Consider the following 25,231-nt stretch of genomic DNA (forward strand, 5'->3'; position numbering starts at 1 on the left):
TTCTAATTGATTGATTTCAAATACTTTCGCAAAGAAATTACCCATAAAGGCTCACCAGTTAACGCCTCCTTAAGTGGCAAACCATGCACTACAGGGGTGCAATTGACGAATTCCAGGGCACTCGCCAGGCCAGATAGCCCAGCGGCAAAGCGCGTATCTTTCCTTCCGGCACGATTAAATTTTGCACAACATTATGTTGACCTGGCATTTATCCCGATTTTCGTTAAGTCACGGGAAGTGGCGTAATCCCTGCAATAATTAATTCAGTATCATGTGATACGCGATCCCCCGGAGCTCATTTTGAACAGGTTACCTTCCAGCGCCTCGGCTCTCGCCTGTACCGCGCACGCACTGAATCTCATCGAAAAGCGAACGCTTGACCATGAGGAGATGAAACAACTTAATCGAGAGGTGATTGATTACTTTAAAGAACATGTGAATCCGGGATTTTTAGAGTACCGAAAATCTGTTACCGCTGGCGGGGATTACGGAGCCGTAGAGTGGCAAGCGGGAAGTCTGAATACGCTTGTCGACACCCAGGGACAGGAGTTTATAGATTGCCTGGGTGGTTTTGGAATTTTCAACGTGGGGCACCGTAATCCAACTGTGGTTTCCGCCGTACAGAATCAACTCGAGAAACAACCCCTTCACAGCCAGGAGCTGCTCGACCCGCTTCGCGCCATGCTTGCGAAAACGCTGGCAGCATTAACGCCCGGCAAACTGAAATACAGCTTCTTCTGCAATAGCGGCACGGAGTCGGTCGAAGCGGCGCTGAAACTCGCCAAAGCGTACCAGTCGCCGCGCGGGAAATTTACCTTTATCGCGACCACGGGCGCGTTCCACGGCAAGTCGCTGGGCGCACTGTCGGCAACGGCAAAATCGACGTTCCGCAAACCCTTTATGCCGCTGCTGCCGGGCTTCCGCCACGTGCCGTTCGGGGATATCAACGCGATGCGCACCGTACTCACCGAGTGCCGTAAAACCGGCGACGACGTGGCTGCGGTGATCCTCGAGCCGATTCAGGGCGAAGGCGGAGTGATCCTGCCACCGCAGGGCTATCTTCCTGCGGTGCGTAAGCTGTGCGACGAGTTTGGCGCGCTGCTGATTCTGGATGAAGTGCAGACCGGAATGGGGCGCACCGGCAAGATGTTTGCCTGCGAGCATGAGAACGTGCAGCCGGACATCCTGTGCCTGGCGAAAGCCCTCGGCGGCGGCGTGATGCCGATTGGTGCCACCGTTGCCACCGAAGAGGTGTTCTCGGTACTGTTCGATAATCCGTTCCTGCATACCACCACCTTTGGCGGTAACCCGCTGGCCTGTGCGGCCGCGCTGGCCACCATCAACGTGCTGCTGGAGCAGAATCTGCCCGCGCAGGCGGAGCAGAAAGGCGATATGTTGCTGGACGGTTTCCTGCAGTTAGGGCGTGAGTACCCGGATCTGGTGCAGGATGCACGCGGCAAAGGGATGCTGATGGCCATCGAGTTTGTGGATAACGAAATCGGCTACAACTTCGCAAGCGAGATGTTCCGCCAGCGCGTGCTGGTAGCCGGGACGTTGAACAACTCGAAAACCATCCGTATCGAACCCCCGCTGACGCTGACCATTGAGCAGTGCGAAGCCGTATTAAAAGCGGCCCGCAAGGCGCTGGCGGCAATGAGGGTGAGTGTGGAAGAGGCGTAACGGCCTCTCTCTCGCCGGATAGCGCTGCACTTATCCGGCCTACGCAATCGGTAGGCCGGGTAAATCGCAGTGCCTCCGGCGATTTTTACGCCGGCATTAACCCGACAAAGCTCCGCTTCTTCCTCGGCTCCGACATCAGCGCTTCGAGTTTCTCCACGCAGGCCAGATAGTGTGGCGTTTTCTTATGTGCCAGCACCGCCTCTTCGTCTTTGTAAGCTTCGTAGATAAAGAACCGGGTTTTGACGCGCGGGTCCTGCAGCACGTCAAAACGCAGATTTCCCGGCTCCTGAATTGCGCCCTCATGATTGGCGCGAAACACCTTCAGAAACTCATCCACGCGCTCCGGTTTAATATTGATTTCCACTAACGTCACATTCATTTCACCTCTCCCTGTTTCTCTTCCTGCCAGAACTGGAACGCCTCGCGGGCGCTCATGTTCTCGTGAACCACTTTCTTCACTGCCTTCAGCATCGCCAGCGGTGCGCTGGACTGGAAGATGTTGCGCCCCATATCCACGCCCGACGCCCCCTGATCGATGGCGCGGAAACACATCTCCAGCGCTTCGTGTTCGGGCAGTTTTTTCCCCCCGGCGATCACAATCGGCACCGGACAGCTGGCGGTGACTTTTTCGAAGCCCTCTTCCACGAAATAGGTTTTGACGAACTGCGCGCCAATTTCGGCGGCAATACGGCTGGCGAGCGAGAAATAGCGCGCGTCACGGGCCATCTCTTTCCCGACGCCGGTCACTGCCAGGGTCGGAATGCCGTAGCGATTGCCCGCATCCACCAGCTTGATAATGTTGTTGATAGACTGGTGCTCAAACTCGCTGCCGATATACACCTGCGCCGCCACCGCACAGACGTTCAGGCGCAGCGCGTCTTCCATTGCCACCGCCACGCACTCGTTCGACAGCTCGCCCAGAATCGAGTTACCGCCCGACGCGCGCAGCACCACCGGTTTGTTGGTGGCTGGCGGAACGGTGCTTCGCAAAATCCCACGGGTACACATCAGCACGTCGGTTTCGGCAAACAGCGGAGCAATCGACAGGTCGATACGCTCAAGCCCGGTGGTCGGCCCCTGGAAATAGCCGTGGTCGAAGGCGAGCATTACGGTGCGATTACTTTTCGGGTTGAAGATGCGCGCAAGCCGGGATTGCATCCCCCAGTCCAGCGCGCCGCAGCCCTTCAGGGTAAAGGGCACGTTCTGCTGCGGCGTGCCGATACCGAAATCTTTTCCGTCTTTGATGTCATCTAAATCAGCCATGTTCTCCCCCGTCAGAAGTCGTATTTATCAATGTTCTCTTTGGTGAACACCACGCGCTCCGGCAGCAGCACGATGCCGTTCCCCTTCGCCTCATACTGATAACCCTGCACGCTGTTAGGCTCGACTTTCAGCACGCCGATGCCTTTCACATCCACGCTGTCGCCCACGTTAAGATCGCCTTTTTTCAGCAAATGATCGGCGACATTGACCGCAATTTTGCCCTGCTGGACCACATCCCACAGGCCGAAGGCTTTTACCGTGCCGCGCTCGACGTACGGACGCATCACGTTCGGCGTACTAAAACCGACAATCGCTACCCCTTCGCGCTTGAGATTCTCCGCCGCCTGCGCCGCCGCTGGCAGCGCGTTAGCGTCCGGCGCGATGATCGCATCCAGATCCGGGTAGGCTTTTAAGATCCCCTCGGCGGTTTGCAGGGATTTGGTCGCGTCGTTATAGCCAAACTGGGTGGTGACGATTTGCCACTGCGGGTGGTCTTTCTCGATTTTGGCCTTCGCCTCTTTCACCCACTGGTTCTGGTCCGTCACGGTTGGGCTGGAGTAGAAGAACGCGACTTTGGCGTCCGGCTTCGTGACCTGTTTACCGGCCATATCCACCAGCAGGCTACCGAGCTGCTCCGGCGTCCCCTGGTTGATATAGATGCTGCGGCATTCAGGTTTGGTGTCGGAATCCCAGGTCAGCACTTTCACGCCGCGCTGCATCGCGCGTTTGAGCGCCGGGCAGAGTCCGTCCGGCGATACGGCGGAGACGATAATGGCGTTGAAGCCCTGGTTGACGAAGTTGTTGATGAGCTGCACCTGGCCGGAGACGCTCGGTTCGGTCGGGCCATCGTAGGTGACATCCACGCCCAAATCTTTACCCGCCTCTTTTGCGCCATTCCCGCCGCTGGTAAAGAAGCCGACGCCCACCAGTTTAGGAATGAACGCAATCCGTTCGGCGGCCAGCGCCGAGGCAAAGCTTAACGCCATCGCCAGGACTATCAGTTTTGTTTTCATCTTACGCTCCGGGTATTTTTTGTGAGAAGAGTGCGCAGCCATTCACGGTGCAGACTCAGCGAACGTCCCATCACCACCACAACCAACAGCGCCCCTGACAGCGCGCTCGACACCTGGTTGGGGATGCCGACCATCTGTAAACCCTGCTGCAGATACCCCACCAGCAATGCCGCCAGCGCTGTACCCACAACCGAACCTGAACCGCCATAAATATTCGCCCCACCGAGCACCGCCGCCGTGAGCGCGGGCATCAGCAAATCACGCCCCAGATCGGAGCGCGCCGAGCCGAAATAGGAGACCATCACCAGCGCGGCGATCGCCGAGGCCACGCCCACCAGCCCGTACAACGCATACGGCATCCCGTTCACCGACAGGGCGGCGTAGCGCGCCGCGCGCGGGTTTTGCCCAATCAAAAACAGATGCCGACCAAAGCGCCCGCGATGGGTGATCAGCCAGAAGAAGAAGGTAATCACCGCGAACAACACCAGCGGAATCGGCAGGCCGAACAGCGTCAGATTGGCGAAGGCGGTAAAGCTGTCCGGGAAGCCGCCGATGCCCTCGTAGCCGGTCGCGCCCGCCATGCCGGAGAGCAGCAGCGCCCCGCCGCCGTAGAGGTAGAGCGTGCCGAGGGTAATCACCAGCGGGCTGATGCCGGTGTAGTGGATCAGCGCCGCGTTAAACAGGCCACACAGCAGGCCGAGCACCAGCGTGAGCGGTATCGCCAGCGTCATGGGCCAGCCGGCCTGCATCATTACGCCCAGCGCAATCGCGCACAGGCCAATGGTCGAGCCGAGCGAAATATCAATCCCGCCGCTGATGATCACCAGCGTCAGCGGCAGCGCCACAATACCGATGCAGATGAAATCGCTGGTGCTGAACAGCAGCATGTTGATATCCAGCATCCGTGGGTTGATGGCCCCGAACAGCAGAATTTCCAGCACCAGTAAAATCAGCAGCGCGCTTTCCCAGTTAAGCTTCATTTACGCCACCTCTTTTTTGCGTTTCGGAAACGGGGTGACGTGCTTTCCCCCTTTGTTGCCGGGCTGGAAACGGCTGTACTTCAGCGCGCGCTGATGACGCGCCAGCGCCTGACGCAGACGCCCGTCGAGGACCAGCACACCGAGCAAGACCAGCCCGGCGATAAAGTCATTCCACCAGGCCGGGAGCTTGAACAGCACCAGCACGGTGTCGATTTGTGTGAGGAAGAAGGCGCCGAGAAACGCGCCAATCAGGGTGCCGGTGCCGCCGAGAAGGGAGATTCCGCCCAGCACGCACGCGGCGATGGCTTTCATCTCCAGCCCGCTGCCGGTCTGATTCGGTACAAAACCGATCTGCGACGCAAAGACGATCCCGGCGCAGGCGGCCAGCACGCCGTTGAGGGTAAACGCGATCATCCGGGTGCGGTTTACCGCCACGCCGAGCTGACGCGCAGCGGCCAGGTTATCGCCCACGGCGTAAAAATCACGGCCTGACGCGGTGCGCGACAACGTCCACGCGCCAATCAGCGCCAGAAACAGCACCACCATACCCAGCGGCGAAACACCGACAGCGACGGGTTCCGACAGGGCTTTCAGGCTCGACGGTAATCCTTCGATCCACTTCCCGCCGGTCCACAGCAGCATCGCCCCGCGATATAGCCCCAGCGTGCCGAGAGTGGCGACAATCGCCGGAATACGCAGCCCAACCACCAGCAGGCCGTTAAAGGCCCCGGCCAGCGCGCCAATGACGACCGCAAAAAGCATCGATACCGGCAGGCTGTAGCCGTTGTTAAGCGCCACGCCGACGGCGATCGCACATAGCCCGACCGTCGAGCCAACCGACACATCAATGTTGCGCGTCAGCATCACCAGCGTCGCGCCCAGAGCCAGCAGGATCAGGATTTGCGAACTGGCGAAAATCATCCCCAGCGTCTGAAAGCTCAAATACGCCGGATTGAGCGCCACCAGCACGCCGAACAGCGCCAGAATGGCGAGAAAGGCGCTCAGCTCGCGGTTCTTCAGTAACGTCTTCATGATTGTCCTCCAAAGGCCAGCGCCATCATCCGGTCGAGGCTGACGGCGTGGCGCGGCAGTTCACCGCTGAGCACGCCCTGATGCATCACCAGCACGCGGTCAGCGAGACCCGGAAATTCATCGAGATCGCTGGAGATCATCAGCACCGCCACGTTCTGCGCCGCCACGCTTTTGATCAGCTGATAAATGTCCGCACGCGCCGAAACATCGACGCCGCGCGTCGGCTCATCCACGATCAGCAGCAGCGGATTGGCTTCCAGACAGCGGGCCAATAGCACCTTCTGTTGATTGCCACCGGAGAGCGTGCGCACGGTTTGATCCGGGTGGTTGAGTTTGATCCCAAGCGCCCGGTGGTAACGCTCCACCACCGCCGCTTCGCGCTTGCGCTGCTGCCAGAGGGACGGCTCATTCAGCGCCACGGTGTTCCAGCGGATCGGTGCATCGAGAAACAATCCGGAAACTTGCCTGTCCTCCGGGAGATAGACCAGCCCTTTGGCGAGACGCGACAGGACGGAATCGCCGCCGATCTCCTGGTTCTCCAGCCAGATCCGCCCGCCGCGTGCGGGCCGCAGCCCATAGAGCGTCTCCGCGAACTCGGTGCGCCCGGATCCCACCAGCCCGGCGAGGCCGACGATCTCCCCGGCGTAGATCTCGACATTGAGATCGATAAAGCCTTCGCCCGTCAGATCTTCCACCCGCAGCACCGGGAAATCCTGCGCCTGCGTGCGGCGATTGCCCGGCAGCGCCAGCCACAGTTTTTGCGTGTCGCTTAAGGCGTGCTCGCGGCTGACCGGCGTCATGGCGGCGATTAAGGCGCTGTCGTCATAGGCCGAGGTTTCGCCGCTCAGCACTACCGCCCCGTCGCGCATCACCGAGATGTGGCTGGCGAGCTGGCGGATCTCCGGCAATTTATGAGAGATAAACACGATGCCGACGCCGAGATCCTGCAATGCGCGGATCTGGCGGAACAGGCGTTCCGTTTCCCCCGGCGTGAGTGAAGCGGTCGGTTCATCGAGGATCAGGATCTTCGCCTCGCGCATTAATCCGCGCAGGATCTCCACCATCTGCTGATCCGCTACTTCGAGGGTGCTGGCAGCGGCGTCGAGATTCAGCTGACACTGCAGCTGCTGGAGTTTATCGGCGAGGCGTTTTTCGTGTTGCGTTCCGCGCGGCAGACGAAAGAGGATGTTTTCGCGCACGGTGAGATTGGGAAACAGCATCGGCTCCTGCGGCACCAGGTAGATCCCCAGCTGGTGCGCCTGACCGGGCTTGAGGCGCGCAAATGGCTTGCCTTCAACATAAAGTTCACCGCCGTCGGGCGTTTCCACCCCGGCGATAATTTTCATCAGCGTCGATTTTCCCGCGCCGTTGCCGCCCATCAGAGCATGGACCTGACCGGATAGCAGCGTGAAATCAATGCCTTTCAGCACCGGTACGCCGGAAAACTGCTTGTGGATATCACGCGCTTCGATCAGGACTGTCATCATCGCTCCGCTATTGAACAAATGATTTTTTGATTTAATAATGTTCAAAAGCGTAGACGGTGAACTATATTTACAACCGTGCAGGGATCACAGTTTTATCGATTCAGATTCTGATAACTCTGCGTTGTTTCTTTAAAGATCCGTTTTGCCGCGTGGCTCACACTTTCTGCCCGCGTCTGAGCGAACATATGATCTAAATTTTTATAAGAGTTCAAATATGGGCGATAAACGCACTGCCGAAGAAAGTCGGTTTGCCGGGCTGGCGCTGGCAGAGGAAGAACTGGTCGCCAGGGTGGCGTGGTGTTACTACCACGACGGCCTGACGCAGAACGATATTGGCGAGCGCTTAGGGCTGCCGCGCCTGAAGATCTCCCGTTTACTGGAAAAAGGGCGTCAGTCTGGAGTGATCCGCGTACAGATAAATTCCCGCTATGAGGGGTGTCTGGCGCTGGAGACTGAGCTGCAACAGCGCTTTAACCTGAAAATGGTTCGCGTGGTGCCAGCCCTGAATACTGCGCCGATGAACGTGCGGCTGGGGATTGGCGCAGCGCAGTCGCTGATGGGGTTACTGGAACCGGGACAGCTGCTGGCGGTGGGATTTGGTGAAGCGACCATGAGCTGCATTCAGCACTTAAGCGGCTTTATTAGCTCACAGCAGGTGCGGCTGGTGACACTTTCCGGCGGCGTGGGCCCTTACATGACAGGCATCGGTCAGCTGGATGCGGCCTGTAGCATCAGCATGATCCCGGCTCCGCTGCGGGTTTCATCGGCAGACGTTGCCGGCATTTTAAAACGCGAAGCCAGCGTGCGGGACGTGATCCTCGCCGCCACCGCCGCCGACGCCGCCGTGGTGGGTATTGGCTCCGTGAATCAGCGCCGTGACGCCACCATTTTGCGCTCGGGCTATATCAGCGAAGGCGAGCAGCTCATGTATGCGCGCAAAGGTGCGGTCGGCGACATCCTCGGCTATTTCCTTAATGCCGCAGGCGAACGGGTGCCCGACCTGGAGATTCATCAGGAATTGCTCGGCGTCACGCTCGAGGAACTGGCGCAGTTGCCAACCATCGTCGGCGTGGCCGGAGGGGAAGAGAAAGCAGATGCGATTTACGCCGCACTGAAAGGTCGCCTTATTAATGGCCTGGTGACGGAAGAGACGACAGCCCGCGCGGTGCTTGCCCTGGCGAAATAAGCCACTTGCCCCGTGCCAACACGAGGCAAGCTCATGAGTTACCTTTTAGCGTTAGATGCAGGGACGGGAAGCGTTCGCGCCGTTGTATTTGATTTGCAGGGAAACCAGGTCGCCGTCGGCCAGGCGGAGTGGAAACACCTGAGCGTGGAGAACGTGCCAGGCTCGATGGAGTTCGATCTCGACACCAACTGGCGGCTGGCCTGCCAGTGCATTCACCAGGCGCTGGAGCGCGCGCACCTGAGCGCAGCGGATATCCAGTCCGTCGCCTGCTGTTCGATGCGCGAGGGGATCGTGCTTTACGATCGCAACGGCGATGCCATCTGGGCCTGCGCTAACGTCGATGCCCGCGCCAGCCGGGAAGTGGCTGAACTCAAAGAGATCCACGACTACCGTTTTGAATCCGAAGTGTATGACGTCTCAGGCCAGACGTTGGCCCTGAGCGCCATGCCGCGCCTGCTGTGGCTGGCGCACCATCGTCCGGATATCTATCGCAAAGCGGCGACCATCACCATGATCAGCGACTGGCTGGCGGCGAAGCTTTCGGGCGAGCTGGCGGTGGACCCTTCCAATGCAGGCACTACCGGGATGCTCGATCTCTTCAGCCGCGACTGGCGCCCTGCTCTGCTGGATATGGCCGGGCTGCGGGCCGATATTCTCTCCCCTGTCAAAGAGACGGGCACGGTGCTGGGAGCGGTGACCCGCGAAGCGGCGCAACAGAGTGGGCTGCGTGAAGGCACGCCGGTGGTAATGGGCGGCGGCGACGTGCAGTTGGGCTGTCTGGGGCTGGGCGTGGTCCGCGCCGGGCAAACCGCGGTGCTGGGCGGAACGTTCTGGCAGCAGGTGGTGAATTTGCCGCAGGTGCGCACCGATCCGGAGATGAATATTCGCGTTAATCCGCACGTGATACCCGGTATGGCGCAGGCGGAATCCATTAGCTTCTTCACCGGGCTGACGATGCGCTGGTTCCGTGACGCGTTTTGCGCCGAAGAGAAACTCATTGCCGAGCGGATGGGGATGGACACTTACGCCCTGCTTGAAGAGATGGCAGCCCGTGTTCCGGCGGGATCGCACGGCGTGATGCCGATCTTTTCCGATGCGATGCATTTCAAGCAGTGGTACCACGCCGCACCGTCGTTTATTAATCTCTCCATCGATCCGGAAAAATGCAATAAAGCCACGCTGTTCCGCGCGCTGGAAGAGAATGCGGCGATTGTCTCCGCCTGTAATCTGGCGCAGATTTCGCACTTTTCCGGGGTAACGTTTGAGAGCCTGGTGTTTGCAGGCGGCGGCGCAAAAGGCGCGCTCTGGAGCCAGATTTTAAGCGACGTCACCGGGCTGCCGGTGCGCGTGCCGGAAGTCAAAGAGGCGACCGCGCTGGGCTGCGCCATTGCAGCGGGCACTGGTGCCGGGTTGTATGCCGATATGGCATCGACGGGGGAAAAACTGGTGCGCTGGAGCCGGGAATTTACCCCCAACCCAGAACACCGCGAACTGTACGACGGCATGATGCAGAAATGGCAGGCGGTGTACGCCGACCAGCTAGGGCTGGTCGACAGCGGGCTGACCACGTCGATGTGGCAGGCCCCGGGGCTTGTGCGGGCTGTTGCACCATAAACACGGGCCGGATGGCGATGCGCTTATCCGGCCTACCTCTCTCTATGGCTATATTCAATTTTGCCTTCTGGAGTTAATTCATAATTATAAACTGCCCATTCAGAAGATATCTGAAAATGAATATTTTCATAGGGCCGTTCACTCATAACCATCGGATAATTTTTAATAATACAATTATGCTCCTTCTTTCCCATTGAAAAACACAACAGATCTTCCTTCGGGTTCTCTTTATAATTTGTAAACCCTTCACCTACATCCATAATATAATAAGAATGAGGAATACCATCGATTAAGGGATAATCATTAATTAATTTTTCCCTTCGTGATAAAAACCAACCAATTTTATCACTGTCAGCCCATGGTAAATGATCAACTACAATGAAGACAGAAGAATTGAAGTCAGAATAAACATGTAATATTTTAACTGGTCTAAGCGACCAAAGATTACACATTGCAATAATAATAAAAATGCCAATAAATCGTTTTTTTTTGTTTTTCATTGATAACTTCCAATTCTTGCAAACGCTGAAAAATTCGTAAAGAAAGGTCGAAAGGCGAAATCTTTGTGCCGTTGAAGAAAGAACCAGATGCGAAAAAATCGGAACTGGCTATAAAATTCACTTTTAATATCAGTACAATCGAGACCAAAGTGGTCCTGTGCCTCAAAGAGAATTTCAGCCTCCCATCCTATTGCATATTTTTCAATGGATAGAAGCGTTATCTTCTGAGCATGGATATCATGCACCGTTATTCCAAGACCATTAATGTTGTCTTGCACTTGATTGAATTTTGGTAACATTGAATCATGAAGTGCTAATGCGATACTTTCCTCGAGTGGTGTATATGCATTCCAGAAAAAATCAGCACCAGTTTCATCCTCAATGGTGCTTTTTATTATTGATATTGAACTGTTAGGTTTTGGGTCATTCACACGGTTTTCGAACGCAACATTAAGAGTTGTGCTATAAAAAGGTTTTCCATCACCATATCTAAAATGAGAGATCATCTCTTTAATTAGATGCTGATATTTTCCTATGCGCGAAAATTCATTTGAAAGTTCAGTCATTTCATTGAATAAAATATTTACGCATTCTTCGTGAGACACTTTTCTTCCATCGGAGGGGGTAGTGTACCCACCAAATATCGTTGGTACGTTCGGAACGTCGTAGCAAATTAGCCGATAGGGGTCCACCTGGCCTGAGATATCGTGCAACCCAAGTGATCTTAACTGCTGCTCATTCATATCCCCACATTGCATATCATCCGCAGAATAATCATTAAATGGGTTGATCGTTTTAAACAGAGTACAGGGACAATCTATTGATAATTTTGATGGATACTCCATTATTATTTCCTCCTTGAATAACAACAAGTTATCACTATTACAAGAAGTGCATTTAATCACGTTTTTCTAAAAAAAAAGTACCCAATCTCACATTCTGAATGTGCATTTGTATGTTGTTACAATACTTCCGAATGAGTAACAGCACTCCGAATCTTTGAATCCCATCACAATCATCACACGCCTCTTTTCCTCTTTTGCCCGCGAGTGGCTAAATTAGTAACTCATCCGACCACATAACAATAATTTTACACTGGAAGAGATTATGAGCCGCTATCCGTCGCTTTTTGCCCCCCTCGATCTGGGGTTTACTACGCTCAAAAACCGCGTGTTGATGGGCTCTATGCATACCGGTCTGGAGGAGCATCCTGACGGCGCAGAGCGTCTGGCGGCGTTTTACGCCGAACGTGCGCGTCACGGCGTGGCGCTGATTGTCACCGGCGGTGTCGCCCCTGCCCCCTCGGGTGTTGGCATGGAAGGTGGCGCGGTGTTGAACGATGCCAGCCAGTTGCCCCATCATCGGCTTGTCACCGATGCGGTGCACAAAGAGGGCGGTAAAATCGCCCTGCAGATCCTGCACACCGGGCGCTACAGCTATCAGCCGCATCTGGTGGCCCCTTCCGCCATACAGGCGCCGATTAACCGCTTTAAGCCGCACGCCCTCACCCACGAAGAGATCCTCGCCTTGATCGATGACTTCGCCCGCTGCGCCGCGCTGGCGCGTGAAGCAGGCTACGACGGCGTAGAGATCATGGGCTCCGAAGGCTATCTGATTAACGAGTTTCTGGCCGCCCGCACGAACCAGCGCGACGACGAATGGGGCGGCGATTATCCCCGCCGGATGCGGTTTGCCGTGGAAGTGGTACGCGCCGTGCGCGAGCGCGCCGGGGCTGATTTTATTATCGTGTTCCGCCTGTCGATGCTCGATCTGGTCGAAGGCGGTGGCACATTCGAGGAGACCCTCCAGCTGGCGCAGGCCATCGAAGCGGCAGGCGCGACCATCATCAACACCGGCATTGGCTGGCACGAGGCGCGTATCCCTACGATTGCCACGCCGGTCCCGCGCGCAGCGTTTAGCTGGGTAACGCGCAAACTGAAGGGCAAGGTGTCGATCCCCCTGGTCACCACCAACCGCATTAACGATCCGCAGGTTGCAGATGATGTGCTGGCAAAAGGCGATGCGGATATGGTGTCGATGGCGCGTCCGTTTCTCGCCGATGCCGAGCTGCTTTCCAAAGCGCAGAGCGGCCGCGCGGATGAGATCAATACCTGTATTGGCTGTAACCAGGCGTGCCTGGATCAGATTTTCGTCGGTAAAGTCACCTCGTGCCTCGTCAATCCGCGCGCCTGTCATGAAACCAAAATGCCGATTGTGCCTGCGGTGAAAACCAAACGACTGGCCGTGGTCGGCGCAGGCCCTGCGGGACTGGCGTTCGCGGTAAATGCCGCGTCGCGCGGCCATTCGGTGACGCTGTTTGACGCGCTGGCGGAGATCGGCGGGCAGTTTAATATCGCCAAACAGATCCCCGGCAAAGAGGAGTTTTACGAAACCCTGCGCTATTACCGCCGAATGATCGCCGTGACGGGCGTGGATCTGCGGCTCAATCAGTTTGTCCGCGCGGAGGATCTGGCGGCGTTTGACGAAGTGATCCTCGCCAGCGGGATCGCCCCACGCACACCCGCGATCGAAGGGGTCGATCATCCAAAAGTGTTGAGTTATCTCGACGTGCTGCGCGACAAAGTTCCGGTCGGCGAACGGGTGGCAATTATCGGCTGCGGCGGCATCGGCTTTGATACGGCCATGTATTTAAGCCAGCCGGGCGAAGCGACCAGCCAGAACATCGCCGAGTTTTGCGTGGAATGGGGTATCGACACCAGCCTGAAACAGTCCGGCGGCCTGCGACCGGAAGGGCCGCAGCTGCCGAAAAGCCCGCGCCAGATTGTGATGCTCCAGCGCAAAGCCAGCAAACCGGGCGATGGACTGGGGAAAACTACCGGCTGGATCCATCGCGCGACGCTGCTTTCTCGCGGCGTGAAGATGATTCCGGCGGTGAGTTATCAGAAGATCGACGATGAAGGGCTGCATATCACCCTTGCCGGTGAACCGCACGTGCTACGCGTGGATCATGTGATTTTATGTGCCGGGCAGGAGCCGAAACGCGATCTGGCCGATCCGCTGCGCGAGGCCGGGAAAACGGTGCATTTGATTGGCGGGTGCGATGTGGCGATGGAGCTGGACGCCCGGCGCGCGATTGCGCAGGGAACCCGTCTGGCGCTGGAAATCTAGGTAATGTACGCCCGGTAAACATAGCGCTACCGGGCATAACCGTCGCAGCAGAGCCAGCTTAGCGACGACGCCCCAACTTCACGGCTTTCAGCACCACAAATTTGTTATTGGTGGCGACCGTAGAGCAGTTACCGAAGATCTTCTTCAGCTTGTGGAAGTAGTCGAGGTGGCGGTTCGCCACGATGTACAGCTCACCGTTAATTTTCAGGCAACGACGCGCGTGGTGGAACATTTCCCAGGCCACGTTATCAGTGAGGGCATGTTTCTGGTGGAACGGCGGGTTACACACCACTGCGTTAAAGCGGAATGGCTCTACACCCGACAGCGCGTTGTTGATCATAAACTCGCAGCGATCCAACGCTTCCGGCATGTTGGTTTCAACATTCAGGCGGCTTGAGGCCACGGCCATCGGCGATTCATCGGTGAAGATCACGCTGGCTTCCGGGTTTTTCTCAAGCAGGGTCAGGCCGACAACACCGTTACCACAGCCGAGATCGACGATTTCGCCTTCCAGATTGTCCGGCAGATGTTCCAGGAAGAAGCGAGCGCCGATATCCAGCCCCGTGCGCGAGAAGACGTTCGCGTGGTTGTGAATGGTCCAGTTGGTTCCTTCCAGCTTCCAGCTCAGGGTTTCAGGCGCGTCTTTCAGCTCAGGATTGCTGAATGTGCAGTTAATCAGACGGGCCTTTTTCCACGCCAGCGTCGTGGTGGTAGGACCCAGAACCTTTTCGAACAGCTCAAGAGTCGAGTTGTGAATATCACGCGCTTTGGCGCCCGCAATAATCCGCGTTTCCGGTGTCACCACGTGACGCAGCGCGCGCAGCTGCTGCTCCAGCAGGGCCAACGTTTTAGGGACCTTGATCAGCACAACGCCCGGTGCTTGTGGGTACTCCGCCGTGCTGTCGAGGAACTTAACGCTCGATTCCGCAATCTCGTTGTGACGCAGGTTTTCACGCGTCGCAAGCTCACTCAAATAGGAATCGCCAATGCTGTAAGGCGTGTGTTCGGCCAGCGCGCAACCCAGCGCACCAAAGGTGTCATTCAGGATCAGAACCGGGCCGACAATTTCAGTGTCATCCAACTGTTGCAGCAGATATTCATCCGCCGCTTCCCACGCCTGAAGCGGGTTAACGTCGTCCGTTTCCGGGAAACGTTTAAGATTGAGTGAACGGAAACCGTTGTCTAAGTGGCTCATCGGCCCTCCTGAGTGGTAAAATTTGGCGTTATCCCTGAAAAGGGTGCGTGAGTATACCCTTTTTATTATTCAGGTGGAGCGTTGATGAGCAATCTTAGTTATCTCCAGGGCTATCCGGAGAATTTACTTTCCCAGGTCCGCACCTTAATTGCCGAACAGCGCCTGGGCAGCGTTCTTGAAAAACGTTATCCAGGAACACACAGCGTCGCGACGGATAAAGCGCTTTGGCAGTACACCCAGGATCTGAAAAGTCAGTTTCTGCGTAACGCCCCGCCCATTAATAAAGTGATGTATGACAATAAGATCCACGTGCTGAACAACGCGCTGGGTTTGCACACCGCCGTGTCCCGCGTACAGGGCGGAAAGCTGAAGGCCAAAGCGGAAATCCGCGTCGCGACCGTGTTTCGCAATGCCCCGGAGGCTTTTTTGCGGATGATCGTGGTACATGAGCTGGCGCATCTGAAAGAGAAAGAGCACGACAAAGCCTTCTACGCCTTGTGCTGCCACATGGAACCGCAATACCACCAGTTGGAGTTTGATACGCGCCTGTGGCTTACGCATTTATCGTTAAAGAGTAATGAGGGTTAACGCACTGGTTTTGTCATGTGTGCGTGCTAAAGTGACAAAAGGTTCCCCGTTACGGAGTACGTGAACGTTTATGATACGTTTCGCAGTTATAGGCACGAACTGGATCACGCGCCAGTTCGTCGACGCCGCCCATGAAACCGGCAAATTCAAACTCACCGCCGTCTATTCCCGCAGCCTTGAACAGGCGCAGACTTTTGCTAACGATTACCCTGTCGAGCATCTGTTTACCTCCCTTGAGGAGATGGCGCAGAGCGATGCCATTGACGCGGTGTATATCGCCAGCCCGAATTCGCTTCACTCCCCACAAACGCTGCAGTTCCTCGCCCACAAGAAACATGTGATTTGCGAGAAGCCTCTGGCGTCCAATATTCAGGAAGTGGAAGCTGCCATTCAACTGGCGCGGGAAAACCAGGTGGTGCTGTTCGAAGCGTTTAAAACCGCCAGCCTGCCTAACTTCCTGCTGTTGCAGCAGTCATTGCCGAAGCTTGGCAAAGTGCGCAAAGCCTTTATCAATTACTGCCAGTACTCCTCACGCTACCAGCGCTATCTGGACGGCGAAAACCCTAATACCTTTAATCCGACCTTCTCGAACGGCTCGATTATGGATATTGGCTTTTACTGTCTGGCCTCTGCGGTGGCCCTGTGGGGCGAGCCGCACGGCGTGATCGCGACCGCCAGCCTGCTCGACAGCGGTGTCGATGCTCATGGCGTCGTGGTGCTGGATTACGGCGATTTCAGCGTCACGCTCCAGCACTCCAAAGTCAGTGATTCTGTGCTGCCGAGTGAGATTCAGGGCGAAAATGGCGCACTGGTGGTTGAGAAGATCTCGGAGTGTCAGAAAGTCAGCTTTATCCCGCGTGGCGGTAAGGCCCAGGAGCTGACGCAACCTCAGCATATTAACACTATGCTGTATGAGGCAGAGGTGTTCGCACGTCTGGTAGAGACCAATGAAGTGAACCACCCAGGGCTTGCCGTGAGCCGCACGACGGCGAAACTGCAGACCGAAATCCGCCGTCAAACCGGCGTGGTGTTCCCTGCGGATGACGTGAGCACGACAGCGCTCGCGTAAAGCTGTGTAATAGAATCGTTAAGGGCATTGACGAAAACCGTGTCCTGACATATTTTGTTACCTGCAAAGGGGAGTAACTTCATTGCCGGTGGGTCGTCATTACGATGCGTGCAATACCGCATCCGGTCGCCGGGCAACGAAAAAGAGTCACGAAACGTGTTCTTTTTGGTTGTAAGTGAGACCTTGCCGGAAGGCGAGGTCCCTGCATAAATAACGCAACGGCTATCGTCTTCTGACGTTGGCCGTTTTTGTTTTTATGGAAGGAAAAATCTCTATGCACTCTGTCGGCACTCCAATGTTATGGGGCGGTTTCGCAGTCGTGGTGGTCATCATGCTGGCGATCGACCTCTTTTTACAGGGCCGTCGCGGCGCACATGGCATGACCATGAAACAGGCCGCGGCCTGGTCGCTGGTGTGGGTAACGCTCTCTCTGCTGTTCTGCGCCGCGTTCTGGTGGTATCTGGCGTCAACGGAAGGCCGCGCGGTGGCCGACCCGCAGGCGCTGGCCTTCCTCACGGGCTATCTGATCGAAAAAGCCCTCGCCGTTGATAACGTCTTTGTCTGGCTGATGCTGTTCAGCTATTTTGCGGTACCTGCTGCGTTGCAGCGTCGCGTACTGGTCTACGGCGTGCTGGGCGCAATTATTCTGCGTACGGTGATGATCTTTGCCGGTAGCTGGCTGATTACGCAATTCGAATGGCTGCTGTATGTCTTCGGCGCGTTCCTGCTCTTCACCGGTGTGAAAATGGCGCTGGCGAAAGAGGATGAAACGGGGATTGGCGAGAAGCCGCTGGTGAAATGGATCCGTGGGCATCTGCGCATGACCGACACCATCGACAACGAGCACTTCTTCGTGCGTAAGAACGGCCTGCTGTTTGCCACGCCGCTGCTGCTGGTGCTGATTCTGGTTGAACTGAGCGACGTGATCTTCGCGGTCGACAGTATTCCGGCTATCTTCGCGGTGACCACCGACCCGTTCATCGTGTTGACGTCTAACCTGTTTGCGATCCTCGGTCTGCGTGCGATGTACTTCCTGCTGGCTGGTGTGGCGGAGCGCTTCTCGATGCTGAAATACGGGCTGTCGATCATCCTGGTGTTTATCGGTATCAAGATGCTGATCGTCGATTTCTACCATATCCCGATCGCCGTCTCGCTGGGCGTGGTATTTGGTATTCTGGCGCTGACGCTGATCATTAACGCCTGGGTTAACCACCAGAACGATAAGAAACAACAGGCGCAGTAAGTGCGCCCTCGCCCTTCCGTCAGCGGACGGAGGGGCTCTCTTCCTGCACCGCTTTTTCCACTTTAAACGGATCGATTCCCCGCCGCTGCATCCGCCAGAAGCGGATAATATTCAGGCCGTTCATAAGCAAAAAACTTCCCTCAATCAATGTTCCGCCAATCGAGCCTAGCCAGAAATTGTGGATCACCCAACAGCAGGTGGAACACCAGATGACGCAGCGCATGGTCAGGCCTTTACAGCGAAACAGCGCCCAGGTGCTCACCAGCGTGCCGGCCACCGGCAGCAGCTCGATGGGATGATGGAATTTCGCCAGCCCCAGTCCGGCGGTCAGGACGATAAAAATCGCCATAACCCACAGGCTGCGCGTGCGCAGAGTGATGAGCGTTCGTACCGCATTGAGCATCGCGCTCGATCCGGCCGGAAACGCACCCATTAAAAAGAAATGCACGCCGATAATGGCGCTGTAGACCGAAAGCTGTTTTTTGAATTTCCGCTCGTCGCGGTTGATGAAGGTGGTGATTCCCACCAGAAAGGCGATGACCCCAACGCCCTGGGCAAGCCAATACGTGGTCATGAAAATTTCCTGTTCAGACAAAAACAAACGGCGCCTCAGAGTGAAAGCGCCGTTTCTTATGCTAACGCTAATGGACTTACAGCGTCACGCCGCTTTTGAAAATCGCCAGCTCGCGGAAATCGTTACGCTCATTGCAGGTCTGCTTGCCGTTGGCAAACTCCACGATGGTGTCGATGAACTCATTCAGCAGCTGCGGCATGGCTTTGCCGTGAATCAGCTGCCCGGCGTCAAAATCGATCCAGTGCTTTTTCTTCGCCGCCAGCTCGCTGTTGGTGGCAATTTTCACCGTTGGCACAAAACCGCCGTACGGCGTGCCGCGTCCGGTGCTGAACAGCACCATATGACAGCCCGCGCCCGCAAGCGCACTGGTCGCGACGGCGTCGTTCCCCGGCGCGCTGAGCAGATTCAGACCGTGCGTTTTCAGGCGTTCACCATAGCGCAGCACGTCCACAACCTGGCTGGCACCGGCTTTTTGCGTACAGCCGAGGGATTTCTCCTCGAGCGTGGTAATGCCGCCCGCTTTGTTGCCCGGTGATGGGTTTTCGTAAATCGGCTGATTGTGCGCGATGAAATACTGTTTGAAGTCGTTCACCATGGTGACGGTTTTTTCAAACGTCGCTTCGTCGCGGCAGTGGCTCATCAGAATACGTTCCGCACCGAACATTTCCGGCACTTCGGTCAACACGGTAGTCCCACCGTTGGTGATCATGTAATCCGAGAAGCGGCCCAGCATCGGGTTGGCGGTGATGCCTGATAGACCGTCGGAACCGCCGCACTCCAGACCGAACTTCAGCTCGCTCAGTTTGCCCGACTCGCGCGTGTCGTGACGCATCACCTCATACAGCTGATGCAGCTGTTCGAGACCCGCCTCCACTTCGTCGTCCTGATGCTGGCACACCATAAAGTGCACGCGCTCTGGGTCGAAATCCCCCAGCGTTTCACGGAAGGCATCGACCTGATTGTTTTCACATCCAAGGCCAATCACCAGCACCGCACCCGCATTCGGGTGGCGCACCATGTTTTGCAGCATGGTGCGGGTGTTAATGTGGTCGTCGCCCAGCTGCGAGCAGCCATAAGTGTGGCTGAACAGGAACACGCCGTCGGTACCTTCAGCATTGTTGGTCTCTTTCAGAAAACGGTTCTGAATTTGACGCGCAATCCCATTTACGCAGCCGACGGTTGGCAGGATCCACAGTTCGTTGCGGATCCCGACTTCTCCGCTAGCGCGGCGGTAGATCTGAACATCGCGATCCTCCCCCTGCCCTTCTTCAGCCTGAAAATCAGGTTGATAGCTGTACTCGTCCAGATCGCTGAGATTGGTGCGGGTATTGTGGGAATGAATATGTTCACCCGGCGCAATATCCGCCAGCGCATGACCGATCGGCAGACCATACTTCACCACATTCTCGCCTTTCGCGATGGGGAACACGGCAAATTTATGCCCGCGAACAATCGCCTGATGCAGGGTGATGGTCTGGTTTTCCACGGTGACTTCCGCGCCTTCGGTCAGATCCGCCAGCGCTACGGCAACGTTATCCAGCGAATGGATCTTGATGTATTGCATATCAACCTCAAACGGCCTTAGTTCAGTTCAATGGCGAAGTAGTCGCGCGCATTGTTAAAGCAGATGTTTTTCACCATTTCGCCCAGCAGCTGGATATCGGCTGGCGCTTCACCCGCAGCTACCCAGCGGCCAATCATCTGGCACAGAATGCGGCGGAAATATTCATGGCGCGTATAAGAGAGGAAACTACGGCTGTCGGTCAGCATCCCCACGAAACGGCTTAACAGGCCCAGCTGCGCCAGCTGCGTCATCTGACGCTCCATGCCATCTTTCTGATCGTTGAACCACCAGCCGGAACCAAACTGCATCTTGCCTGGCATCCCTTCGCCCTGGAAGTTACCGATCATGGTGCCCAGCACTTCGTTGTCGCGCGGGTTCAGGCAGTAAAGAATGGTTTTTGGCAGCAGGTTTTGTTCGTTCTGTTTGCTCAGCAGTTTTGACAGCTCTTCCGCCATCGGGCGGTCGTTGATGGAGTCAAAGCCCACGTCTGCACCCAGCAGTTTGAACTGGCGCTGGTTGTTGTTGCGCAGTGCACCGATGTGGTACTGCTGCACCCAGCCGCGACGCGCGTATTCCGCGCCGAGGAAGACCAGTACTGCCGTTTTGAACTGAGCCACTTCGTGTTCGTTCAGGGACTCACCCGCCAGACGACGCGCCAGGATACTGTCCAGCTCGGATTCATTCGCTTCCGCAAACAGCACGACGTCGAGCGCATGGTCAGAAACTTTACAGCCGTGAGCCGCAAAGTGGTCCAGACGTTTGGTGAGCGCCGTTTGCAGATCGGTGAAACGACGGATATCGGTGTCAGAGACTTCGGCAAGCTTCGCCATGTAGTCGCCAAAGGTCGCCTGTTCAATGTTGAACGCTTTATCCGGGCGCCAGCTTGGCAGCACTTTGACATCAAAAGAGGTGTCTTTGGCGACAACCGCATGGTGTTCCAGCGTATCAATCGGATCGTCAGTGGTGCCGACCATTTTCACGTTCATCTGCTTCATGATGCCGCGCGCGGAGAATTTATCCTGCGCCAGCAGCTCGTTGCACTGGTTCCAGATCTCGTCAGCAGTAGAAGGCGAAAGCAGTTTGCCGGTGATACCGAACGGACGACGCAATTCCAGATGGGTCCAGTGGTAGAGAGGGTTGCCGATAGTGTGCGGCACGGTCGCTGCCCAGGCGTCAAACTTCTCGCGGTCAGACGCGTCGCCGGTACACAGGCGCTCGGCCACGCCGTTGGTGCGCATCGCGCGCCATTTGTAGTGGTCACCCTTCAGCCAGATGTCATACAGGTTTTTGAAACGGTAATTTTCGGCAACCTGCTGCGGCGGTAAATGGCAGTGGTAGTCGAAAATCGGCTGATCTTTTGCGTAGTCGTGGTACAGACGGCGGGCAAATTCGGTATCTAACAGGAAATCTTCGGTCATAAACGGCGTCATTATCGTCTTCCTCTATAACGAGAGCGTCAGAAAGCTATTGCTTATGTTCAGATGCTGCAAAGTTATCACACCAATTTCCAGAGACCGATGTTTTTTTCGTGAGTTAGATCAATAAACGTCGACAAATAAATTACCCCTAAAGGAGCAAACCCCGTCGTAACCCGCGCCAATCCTGGCTTTGCGTGGGGTGAATAATGACCCTACAAAGATTCACACTTTTGTGATGTCACTCACCTTTTAAAGTTGTATGACAAGTTATCTTTTTGCCGTCGCAACATATAAGCCGACGGAATGCATTACCGGTGTGAAATCATCGGAATTAGCGGTACGGATACCGACTTATGCACGATTACAACTGGCAAGGTTCGGGCCGTTCCGGGAGTCACTCCCGGCTACGCCCTCCCGTTACAAGACAGCTCCCGGCAACGGTCGAGATGTACCGTGCCCCGGCGCGGCAATACTATAACGATGAGGTTTTACATGCGTAAAATTAAAGGGTTACGTTGGTACATGATTGCACTGGTGACGCTCGGCACCGTGCTGGGTTACCTGACGCGTAACACCATAGCGGCGGCTGCGCCAACGCTAATGGAAGAGCTGCACATCTCCACACAGCAGTATTCCTACATTATCGCGGCCTACTCCGCGGCTTATACCATCATGCAGCCAGTTGCGGGCTACCTTCTCGATATCCTCGGTACCAAAGTGGGCTACGCCTTCTTCGCCGTGACCTGGGCTATCTTCTGCGGCGCGACAGCGCTGGCGGGCAGCTGGGGTGGACTGGCACTGGCGCGTGGTGCGGTCGGTGCGGCAGAAGCGGCAATGATCCCTGCGGGTCTGAAAGCCAGCTCTGAGTGGTTCCCGGCAAAAGAGCGTTCTATCGCTGTAGGCTACTTCAACGTCGGTTCCTCTATCGGTGCGATGATTGCTCCACCGCTGGTCGTGTGGGCGATTGTGATGCACAGCTGGCAGTTAGCGTTCATTATCTCCGGTGTGCTGAGCTTTGCCTGGGCGATGGCGTGGCTGATCTTCTACAAACACCCGCGCGATCAGAAGAAACTCTCTGACGAGGAACGCGACTACATCATTGGTGGTCAGGAATCCCATCACCAGACCAACAACGGTAAAAAAATGTCCGTCTGGCAGATTCTGGGTACCCGTCAGTTCTGGGGTATTGCACTGCCGCGCTTCCTGGCAGAACCGGCCTGGGGCACATTTAACGCCTGGATCCCGCTGTTCATGTTTAAAGTCTACGGCTTTAACCTGAAAGAAATCGCGATGTTCGCCTGGATGCCAATGCTGTTTGCTGACCTCGGCTGTATCGTCGGCGGCTACCTGCCACCGCTGTTCCAGCGTTGGTTTGGCGTGAACCTGATCGTGTCCCGTAAAATGGTGGTGACCATGGGCGCACTGCTGATGATTGGCCCAGGGATGATCGGCTTGTTCACCAGCCCATACGTGGCAATCGGCCTGCTGTGTATCGGTGGTTTTGCGCACCAGTCTCTGTCTGGCGCACTGATTACCCTCTCTTCTGACGTCTTTGGACGTAACGAAGTGGCGACCGCCAACGGCCTGACCGGCATGGCCGCCTGGACTGCGAGCACCCTGTTTGCTCTGGTGGTCGGTGCACTGGCTGACACCATCGGCTTCAGCCCGCTGTTCGCCGTGCTGGCTATCTTCGACCTGATGGGTGCAGTGGTGATCTGGACGGTGCTGAAGAACCAGTCTGCCGAGGAGCTACTCAATAGCTCGGTGGGTGGGCCCGCCGAACAAAGTTAGGGTTTGATCTGAGATCAACTAAAGCCGCCTCCGGGCGGCTTTTTCATGGGGAAATCTGGAGACTGGCTCGCAAAAGTGGTATAACAAATCATCCGCCGTACCCTGCCTGGAGCGCATATGGAAATCACCGAATCACGTCGTTTGTATCAGCAACTTGCTGCCGAGCTGAAAGATCGCATCGAGCAAGGTGTCTATCTCGTCGGTGATAAACTGCCAGCCGAACGCTTTATTGCTGATGAAAAGAGCGTCAGCCGCACCGTGGTGCGTGAAGCGATCATCATGCTCGAGGTAGAAGGTTACGTTGAGGTGCGCAAAGGCTCCGGCATTCATGTGATTTCCAATCTGCCAAAACACTCCCCGGTGCCGGATGAAAGTCTGGAGTTCGCCAGCTACGGCCCGTTTGAACTGCTCCAGGCCCGTCAACTGATCGAAAGCAATATTGCAGAATTTGCCGCGACCCAGGTGACCAAGCAGGACATCATGAAACTGATGGAAATCCAGGATCAGGCGCGCAAAGAAAAATGTTTCCGCGACTCCGAATGGGACCTGCAGTTCCACGTCCAGGTGGCGCTGGCGACGCAAAATACCGCCCTCGCTGCAATCGTCGAAAAAATGTGGACTCAGCGCGTTCACAACCCGTACTGGAAGAAATTACACGATCACATTGATTCCCGTACCGTCGACAACTGGTGCGACGATCACGATCAGATCCTTAAAGCGCTGATTCGTAAAGACCCGCATGCGGCGAAACTGGCGATGTGGCAGCATCTGGAAAACACCAAGCTGATGCTGTTCAACGAAACCAGCGACGACTTTGAATTCAACGCCGACCGCTATCTTTTTGCCGATAATCCGGTGGTTCATCTCGATACCGCAACCAGTCAGGCAAAATAGTTCCCCTTATCGCTGGCAGGCGCACCGCTGCGCCTTCCGGCTCGCTGTGAGTCAGTAAACATATATAGTGTCAGCCTGTGTAAATACCCTCGCGTCACTTCCTCTCCATAGGCCAAAATCATTTCCCCGGCCGATCGCAAAATCTGTGACGTATTACGTTGGGCTTTGTTACAATTGGATGCAAATTGCATTTTTTAGTTAGTGCTTGCTTACCTAGCCATTAAACAGGGATCAGTTCTGGCCACCACAATGTGTCCGCGAGCGACCATAATGAAATCATAAACGATGTCGCTGAGCTGTTTACCCCGAATAACAGGCGAGACGTTAACCGATTTCCAGGAACACTGAATGGAACTTTTGACCCAATTACTGAACGCCTTATGGGCTCAGGATTTCGAAACCCTGGCCAATCCGTCCATGATAGGCATGCTCTATTTCGTCTTGTTTATGATTCTGTTCCTTGAGAACGGACTGCTTCCTGCCGCCTTTCTGCCGGGTGACAGCCTTCTGGTGCTGGTCGGCGTGTTATGCGCCAAAGGGGCCATGGCATTTCCGCAAACGGTGTTACTGCTCACTATCGCTGCCAGCCTTGGCTGCTGGCTGAGCTACATTCAGGGACGCTGGCTTGGTAATACGCGAATCGTTCAGAACTGGCTATCTCATCTTCCGGCCCACTATCACCAGCGCGCACACCATCTGTTCCATAAGCATGGCCTCTCCGCACTGCTGATTGCCCGTTTTATCGCTTTCGTCCGTACCCTGTTGCCGACCATCGCGGGGCTTTCTGGCCTGAGCAGCACCCGTTTCCAGTTCTTCAACTGGATGAGCGGTCTGCTGTGGGTGCTGATTCTGACGACCCTCGGCTACCTGCTGGGCAAAACGCCGGTGTTCCTGAAATATGAAGATCAGCTGATGTCCTGCCTGATGCTGCTGCCGGTGGTGCTGCTGGTCTTTGGTCTGCTCGGTTCGGTATACGTGCTGCTGAAGAAAAAATACGGGGCCAGGGATTAA

Annotated in this window: 22 protein-coding genes; 10 read left to right on the top strand and 12 right to left on the bottom strand. The window is 56.0% G+C overall.

Features of this window, described 5'->3' with window-relative positions:
- Nucleotides 1–300 precede the first annotated feature (300 nt).
- Nucleotides 301–1,680, top strand: coding sequence for a putrescine aminotransferase (gene ygjG, locus F153LOC_RS08760; RefSeq protein WP_199174668.1), 1,380 nt, complete (start codon nt 301–303; stop codon nt 1,678–1,680).
- A gap of 85 nt (nt 1,681–1,765) precedes the next feature.
- Here ygjG and lsrG read toward each other — a convergent pair whose 3' ends face one another.
- From lsrG to lsrA, 6 genes are read right to left on the bottom strand one after another with little or no spacing between them, the layout of a single operon-like run.
- A complete protein-coding gene (gene lsrG, locus F153LOC_RS08765) occupies nt 1,766–2,059 on the bottom strand; it encodes a (4S)-4-hydroxy-5-phosphonooxypentane-2,3-dione isomerase (protein ID WP_102104832.1) in 294 nt (97 codons plus the stop codon).
- Complete coding sequence (gene lsrF, locus F153LOC_RS08770; protein ID WP_100778830.1) at nt 2,056–2,943, bottom strand: 3-hydroxy-5-phosphonooxypentane-2,4-dione thiolase; 888 nt, start codon at nt 2,941–2,943, stop codon at nt 2,056–2,058. The genes lsrG and lsrF overlap by 4 nt, the downstream gene beginning before the upstream one ends.
- A gap of 11 nt (nt 2,944–2,954) precedes the next feature.
- The gene (gene lsrB, locus F153LOC_RS08775) at nt 2,955–3,956 is read right to left on the bottom strand and encodes an autoinducer 2 ABC transporter substrate-binding protein LsrB (protein ID WP_102104833.1); all 1,002 of its coding nucleotides are present in this window, start codon (nt 3,954–3,956) and stop codon (nt 2,955–2,957) included.
- Entirely contained in the window at nt 3,953–4,936 is a 984-nt protein-coding gene (lsrD, locus tag F153LOC_RS08780) for an autoinducer 2 ABC transporter permease LsrD (RefSeq protein ID WP_100778828.1), read from the bottom strand. Before lsrD ends, lsrB begins: the two co-directional genes overlap by 4 nt.
- Complete coding sequence (gene lsrC, locus F153LOC_RS08785) at nt 4,937–5,968, bottom strand: autoinducer 2 ABC transporter permease LsrC (protein WP_102104834.1); 1,032 nt, start codon at nt 5,966–5,968, stop codon at nt 4,937–4,939.
- Nucleotides 5,965–7,452 (bottom strand): autoinducer 2 ABC transporter ATP-binding protein LsrA, encoded by a 1,488-nt coding sequence (lsrA, locus tag F153LOC_RS08790; protein WP_100778826.1) that lies wholly within the window; start codon nt 7,450–7,452, stop codon nt 5,965–5,967. Before lsrA ends, lsrC begins: the two co-directional genes overlap by 4 nt.
- Before the next feature lie 217 nt (nt 7,453–7,669).
- Between lsrA and lsrR the strand changes: the two genes are divergently transcribed.
- Entirely contained in the window at nt 7,670–8,641 is a 972-nt protein-coding gene (gene lsrR, locus F153LOC_RS08795) for a transcriptional regulator LsrR (RefSeq protein WP_102104835.1), read from the top strand.
- Between the two features lie 33 nt (nt 8,642–8,674).
- The gene (gene lsrK / locus F153LOC_RS08800; RefSeq protein WP_102104836.1) at nt 8,675–10,255 is read left to right on the top strand and encodes an autoinducer-2 kinase; all 1,581 of its coding nucleotides are present in this window, start codon (nt 8,675–8,677) and stop codon (nt 10,253–10,255) included.
- A gap of 32 nt (nt 10,256–10,287) precedes the next feature.
- Here the strand turns inward: lsrK and F153LOC_RS08805 are convergent, their stop codons facing one another.
- Both F153LOC_RS08805 and F153LOC_RS08810 read right to left on the bottom strand, forming a co-directional pair.
- Nucleotides 10,288–10,755: a DUF943 family protein gene (locus F153LOC_RS08805; RefSeq protein WP_102104837.1), complete on the bottom strand. Its 468-nt coding sequence runs from the start codon at nt 10,753–10,755 to the stop codon at nt 10,288–10,290.
- Entirely contained in the window at nt 10,752–11,600 is an 849-nt protein-coding gene (locus F153LOC_RS08810; RefSeq protein ID WP_102104838.1) for a YPO3983 family protein, read from the bottom strand. Before F153LOC_RS08810 ends, F153LOC_RS08805 begins: the two co-directional genes overlap by 4 nt.
- 262 nt (nt 11,601–11,862) lie before the next feature.
- Here F153LOC_RS08810 and F153LOC_RS08815 point away from each other — a divergent pair, with 262 nt between their 5' ends.
- On the top strand, nt 11,863–13,884 hold the full coding sequence (locus F153LOC_RS08815; protein ID WP_102104839.1) for an NADPH-dependent 2,4-dienoyl-CoA reductase: 2,022 nt from the start codon (nt 11,863–11,865) through the stop codon (nt 13,882–13,884).
- A gap of 58 nt (nt 13,885–13,942) precedes the next feature.
- On the opposite strand, the gene rlmG is transcribed toward F153LOC_RS08815, so the two are convergent.
- A complete protein-coding gene (gene rlmG, locus F153LOC_RS08820; protein ID WP_102104840.1) occupies nt 13,943–15,079 on the bottom strand; it encodes a 23S rRNA (guanine(1835)-N(2))-methyltransferase RlmG in 1,137 nt (378 codons plus the stop codon).
- Between the two features lie 84 nt (nt 15,080–15,163).
- Here rlmG and F153LOC_RS08825 point away from each other — a divergent pair, with 84 nt between their 5' ends.
- The 3 genes from F153LOC_RS08825 (at nt 15,164) to F153LOC_RS08835 (ending at nt 17,979) form a co-directional block, all read left to right on the top strand.
- On the top strand, nt 15,164–15,667 hold the full coding sequence (locus F153LOC_RS08825; RefSeq protein ID WP_102104841.1) for a M48 family metallopeptidase: 504 nt from the start codon (nt 15,164–15,166) through the stop codon (nt 15,665–15,667).
- A gap of 70 nt (nt 15,668–15,737) precedes the next feature.
- Nucleotides 15,738–16,736, top strand: a complete 999-nt coding sequence (locus F153LOC_RS08830) for a Gfo/Idh/MocA family protein (protein WP_100778818.1) — start codon at nt 15,738–15,740, stop codon at nt 16,734–16,736.
- A gap of 274 nt (nt 16,737–17,010) precedes the next feature.
- Nucleotides 17,011–17,979: a TerC family protein gene (locus F153LOC_RS08835; RefSeq protein WP_100778817.1), complete on the top strand. Its 969-nt coding sequence runs from the start codon at nt 17,011–17,013 to the stop codon at nt 17,977–17,979.
- A 19-nt stretch (nt 17,980–17,998) separates the two neighbouring features.
- Here the strand turns inward: F153LOC_RS08835 and F153LOC_RS08840 are convergent, their stop codons facing one another.
- From F153LOC_RS08840 to uxaC, 3 genes are all read right to left on the bottom strand, one after another.
- The gene (locus F153LOC_RS08840) at nt 17,999–18,553 is read right to left on the bottom strand and encodes a YgjV family protein (protein ID WP_102104842.1); all 555 of its coding nucleotides are present in this window, start codon (nt 18,551–18,553) and stop codon (nt 17,999–18,001) included.
- Between the two features lie 76 nt (nt 18,554–18,629).
- Entirely contained in the window at nt 18,630–20,117 is a 1,488-nt protein-coding gene (locus F153LOC_RS08845; protein WP_102104843.1) for a UxaA family hydrolase, read from the bottom strand.
- Nucleotides 20,118–20,134: 17 nt separating this feature from the next.
- Complete coding sequence (uxaC, locus tag F153LOC_RS08850) at nt 20,135–21,547, bottom strand: glucuronate isomerase (protein ID WP_102104844.1); 1,413 nt, start codon at nt 21,545–21,547, stop codon at nt 20,135–20,137.
- A 480-nt stretch (nt 21,548–22,027) separates the two neighbouring features.
- On the opposite strand from uxaC, the gene F153LOC_RS08855 reads away from it, so the two are divergent.
- The 3 genes from F153LOC_RS08855 (at nt 22,028) to yqjA (ending at nt 25,231) form a co-directional block, all read left to right on the top strand.
- Complete coding sequence (locus tag F153LOC_RS08855; RefSeq protein WP_100778813.1) at nt 22,028–23,326, top strand: MFS transporter; 1,299 nt, start codon at nt 22,028–22,030, stop codon at nt 23,324–23,326.
- A 117-nt stretch (nt 23,327–23,443) separates the two neighbouring features.
- Nucleotides 23,444–24,220, top strand: coding sequence for a transcriptional regulator ExuR (gene exuR, locus F153LOC_RS08860; RefSeq protein WP_100778812.1), 777 nt, complete (start codon nt 23,444–23,446; stop codon nt 24,218–24,220).
- 348 nt (nt 24,221–24,568) lie between these two features.
- Nucleotides 24,569–25,231, top strand: a complete 663-nt coding sequence (yqjA, locus tag F153LOC_RS08865) for a DedA family general envelope maintenance protein YqjA (protein WP_100778811.1) — start codon at nt 24,569–24,571, stop codon at nt 25,229–25,231.

Source organism: Lelliottia sp. F153 (genome assembly GCF_002870005.1).
Classification (GTDB): Bacteria; Pseudomonadota; Gammaproteobacteria; order Enterobacterales; family Enterobacteriaceae; genus Enterobacter; species Enterobacter nimipressuralis.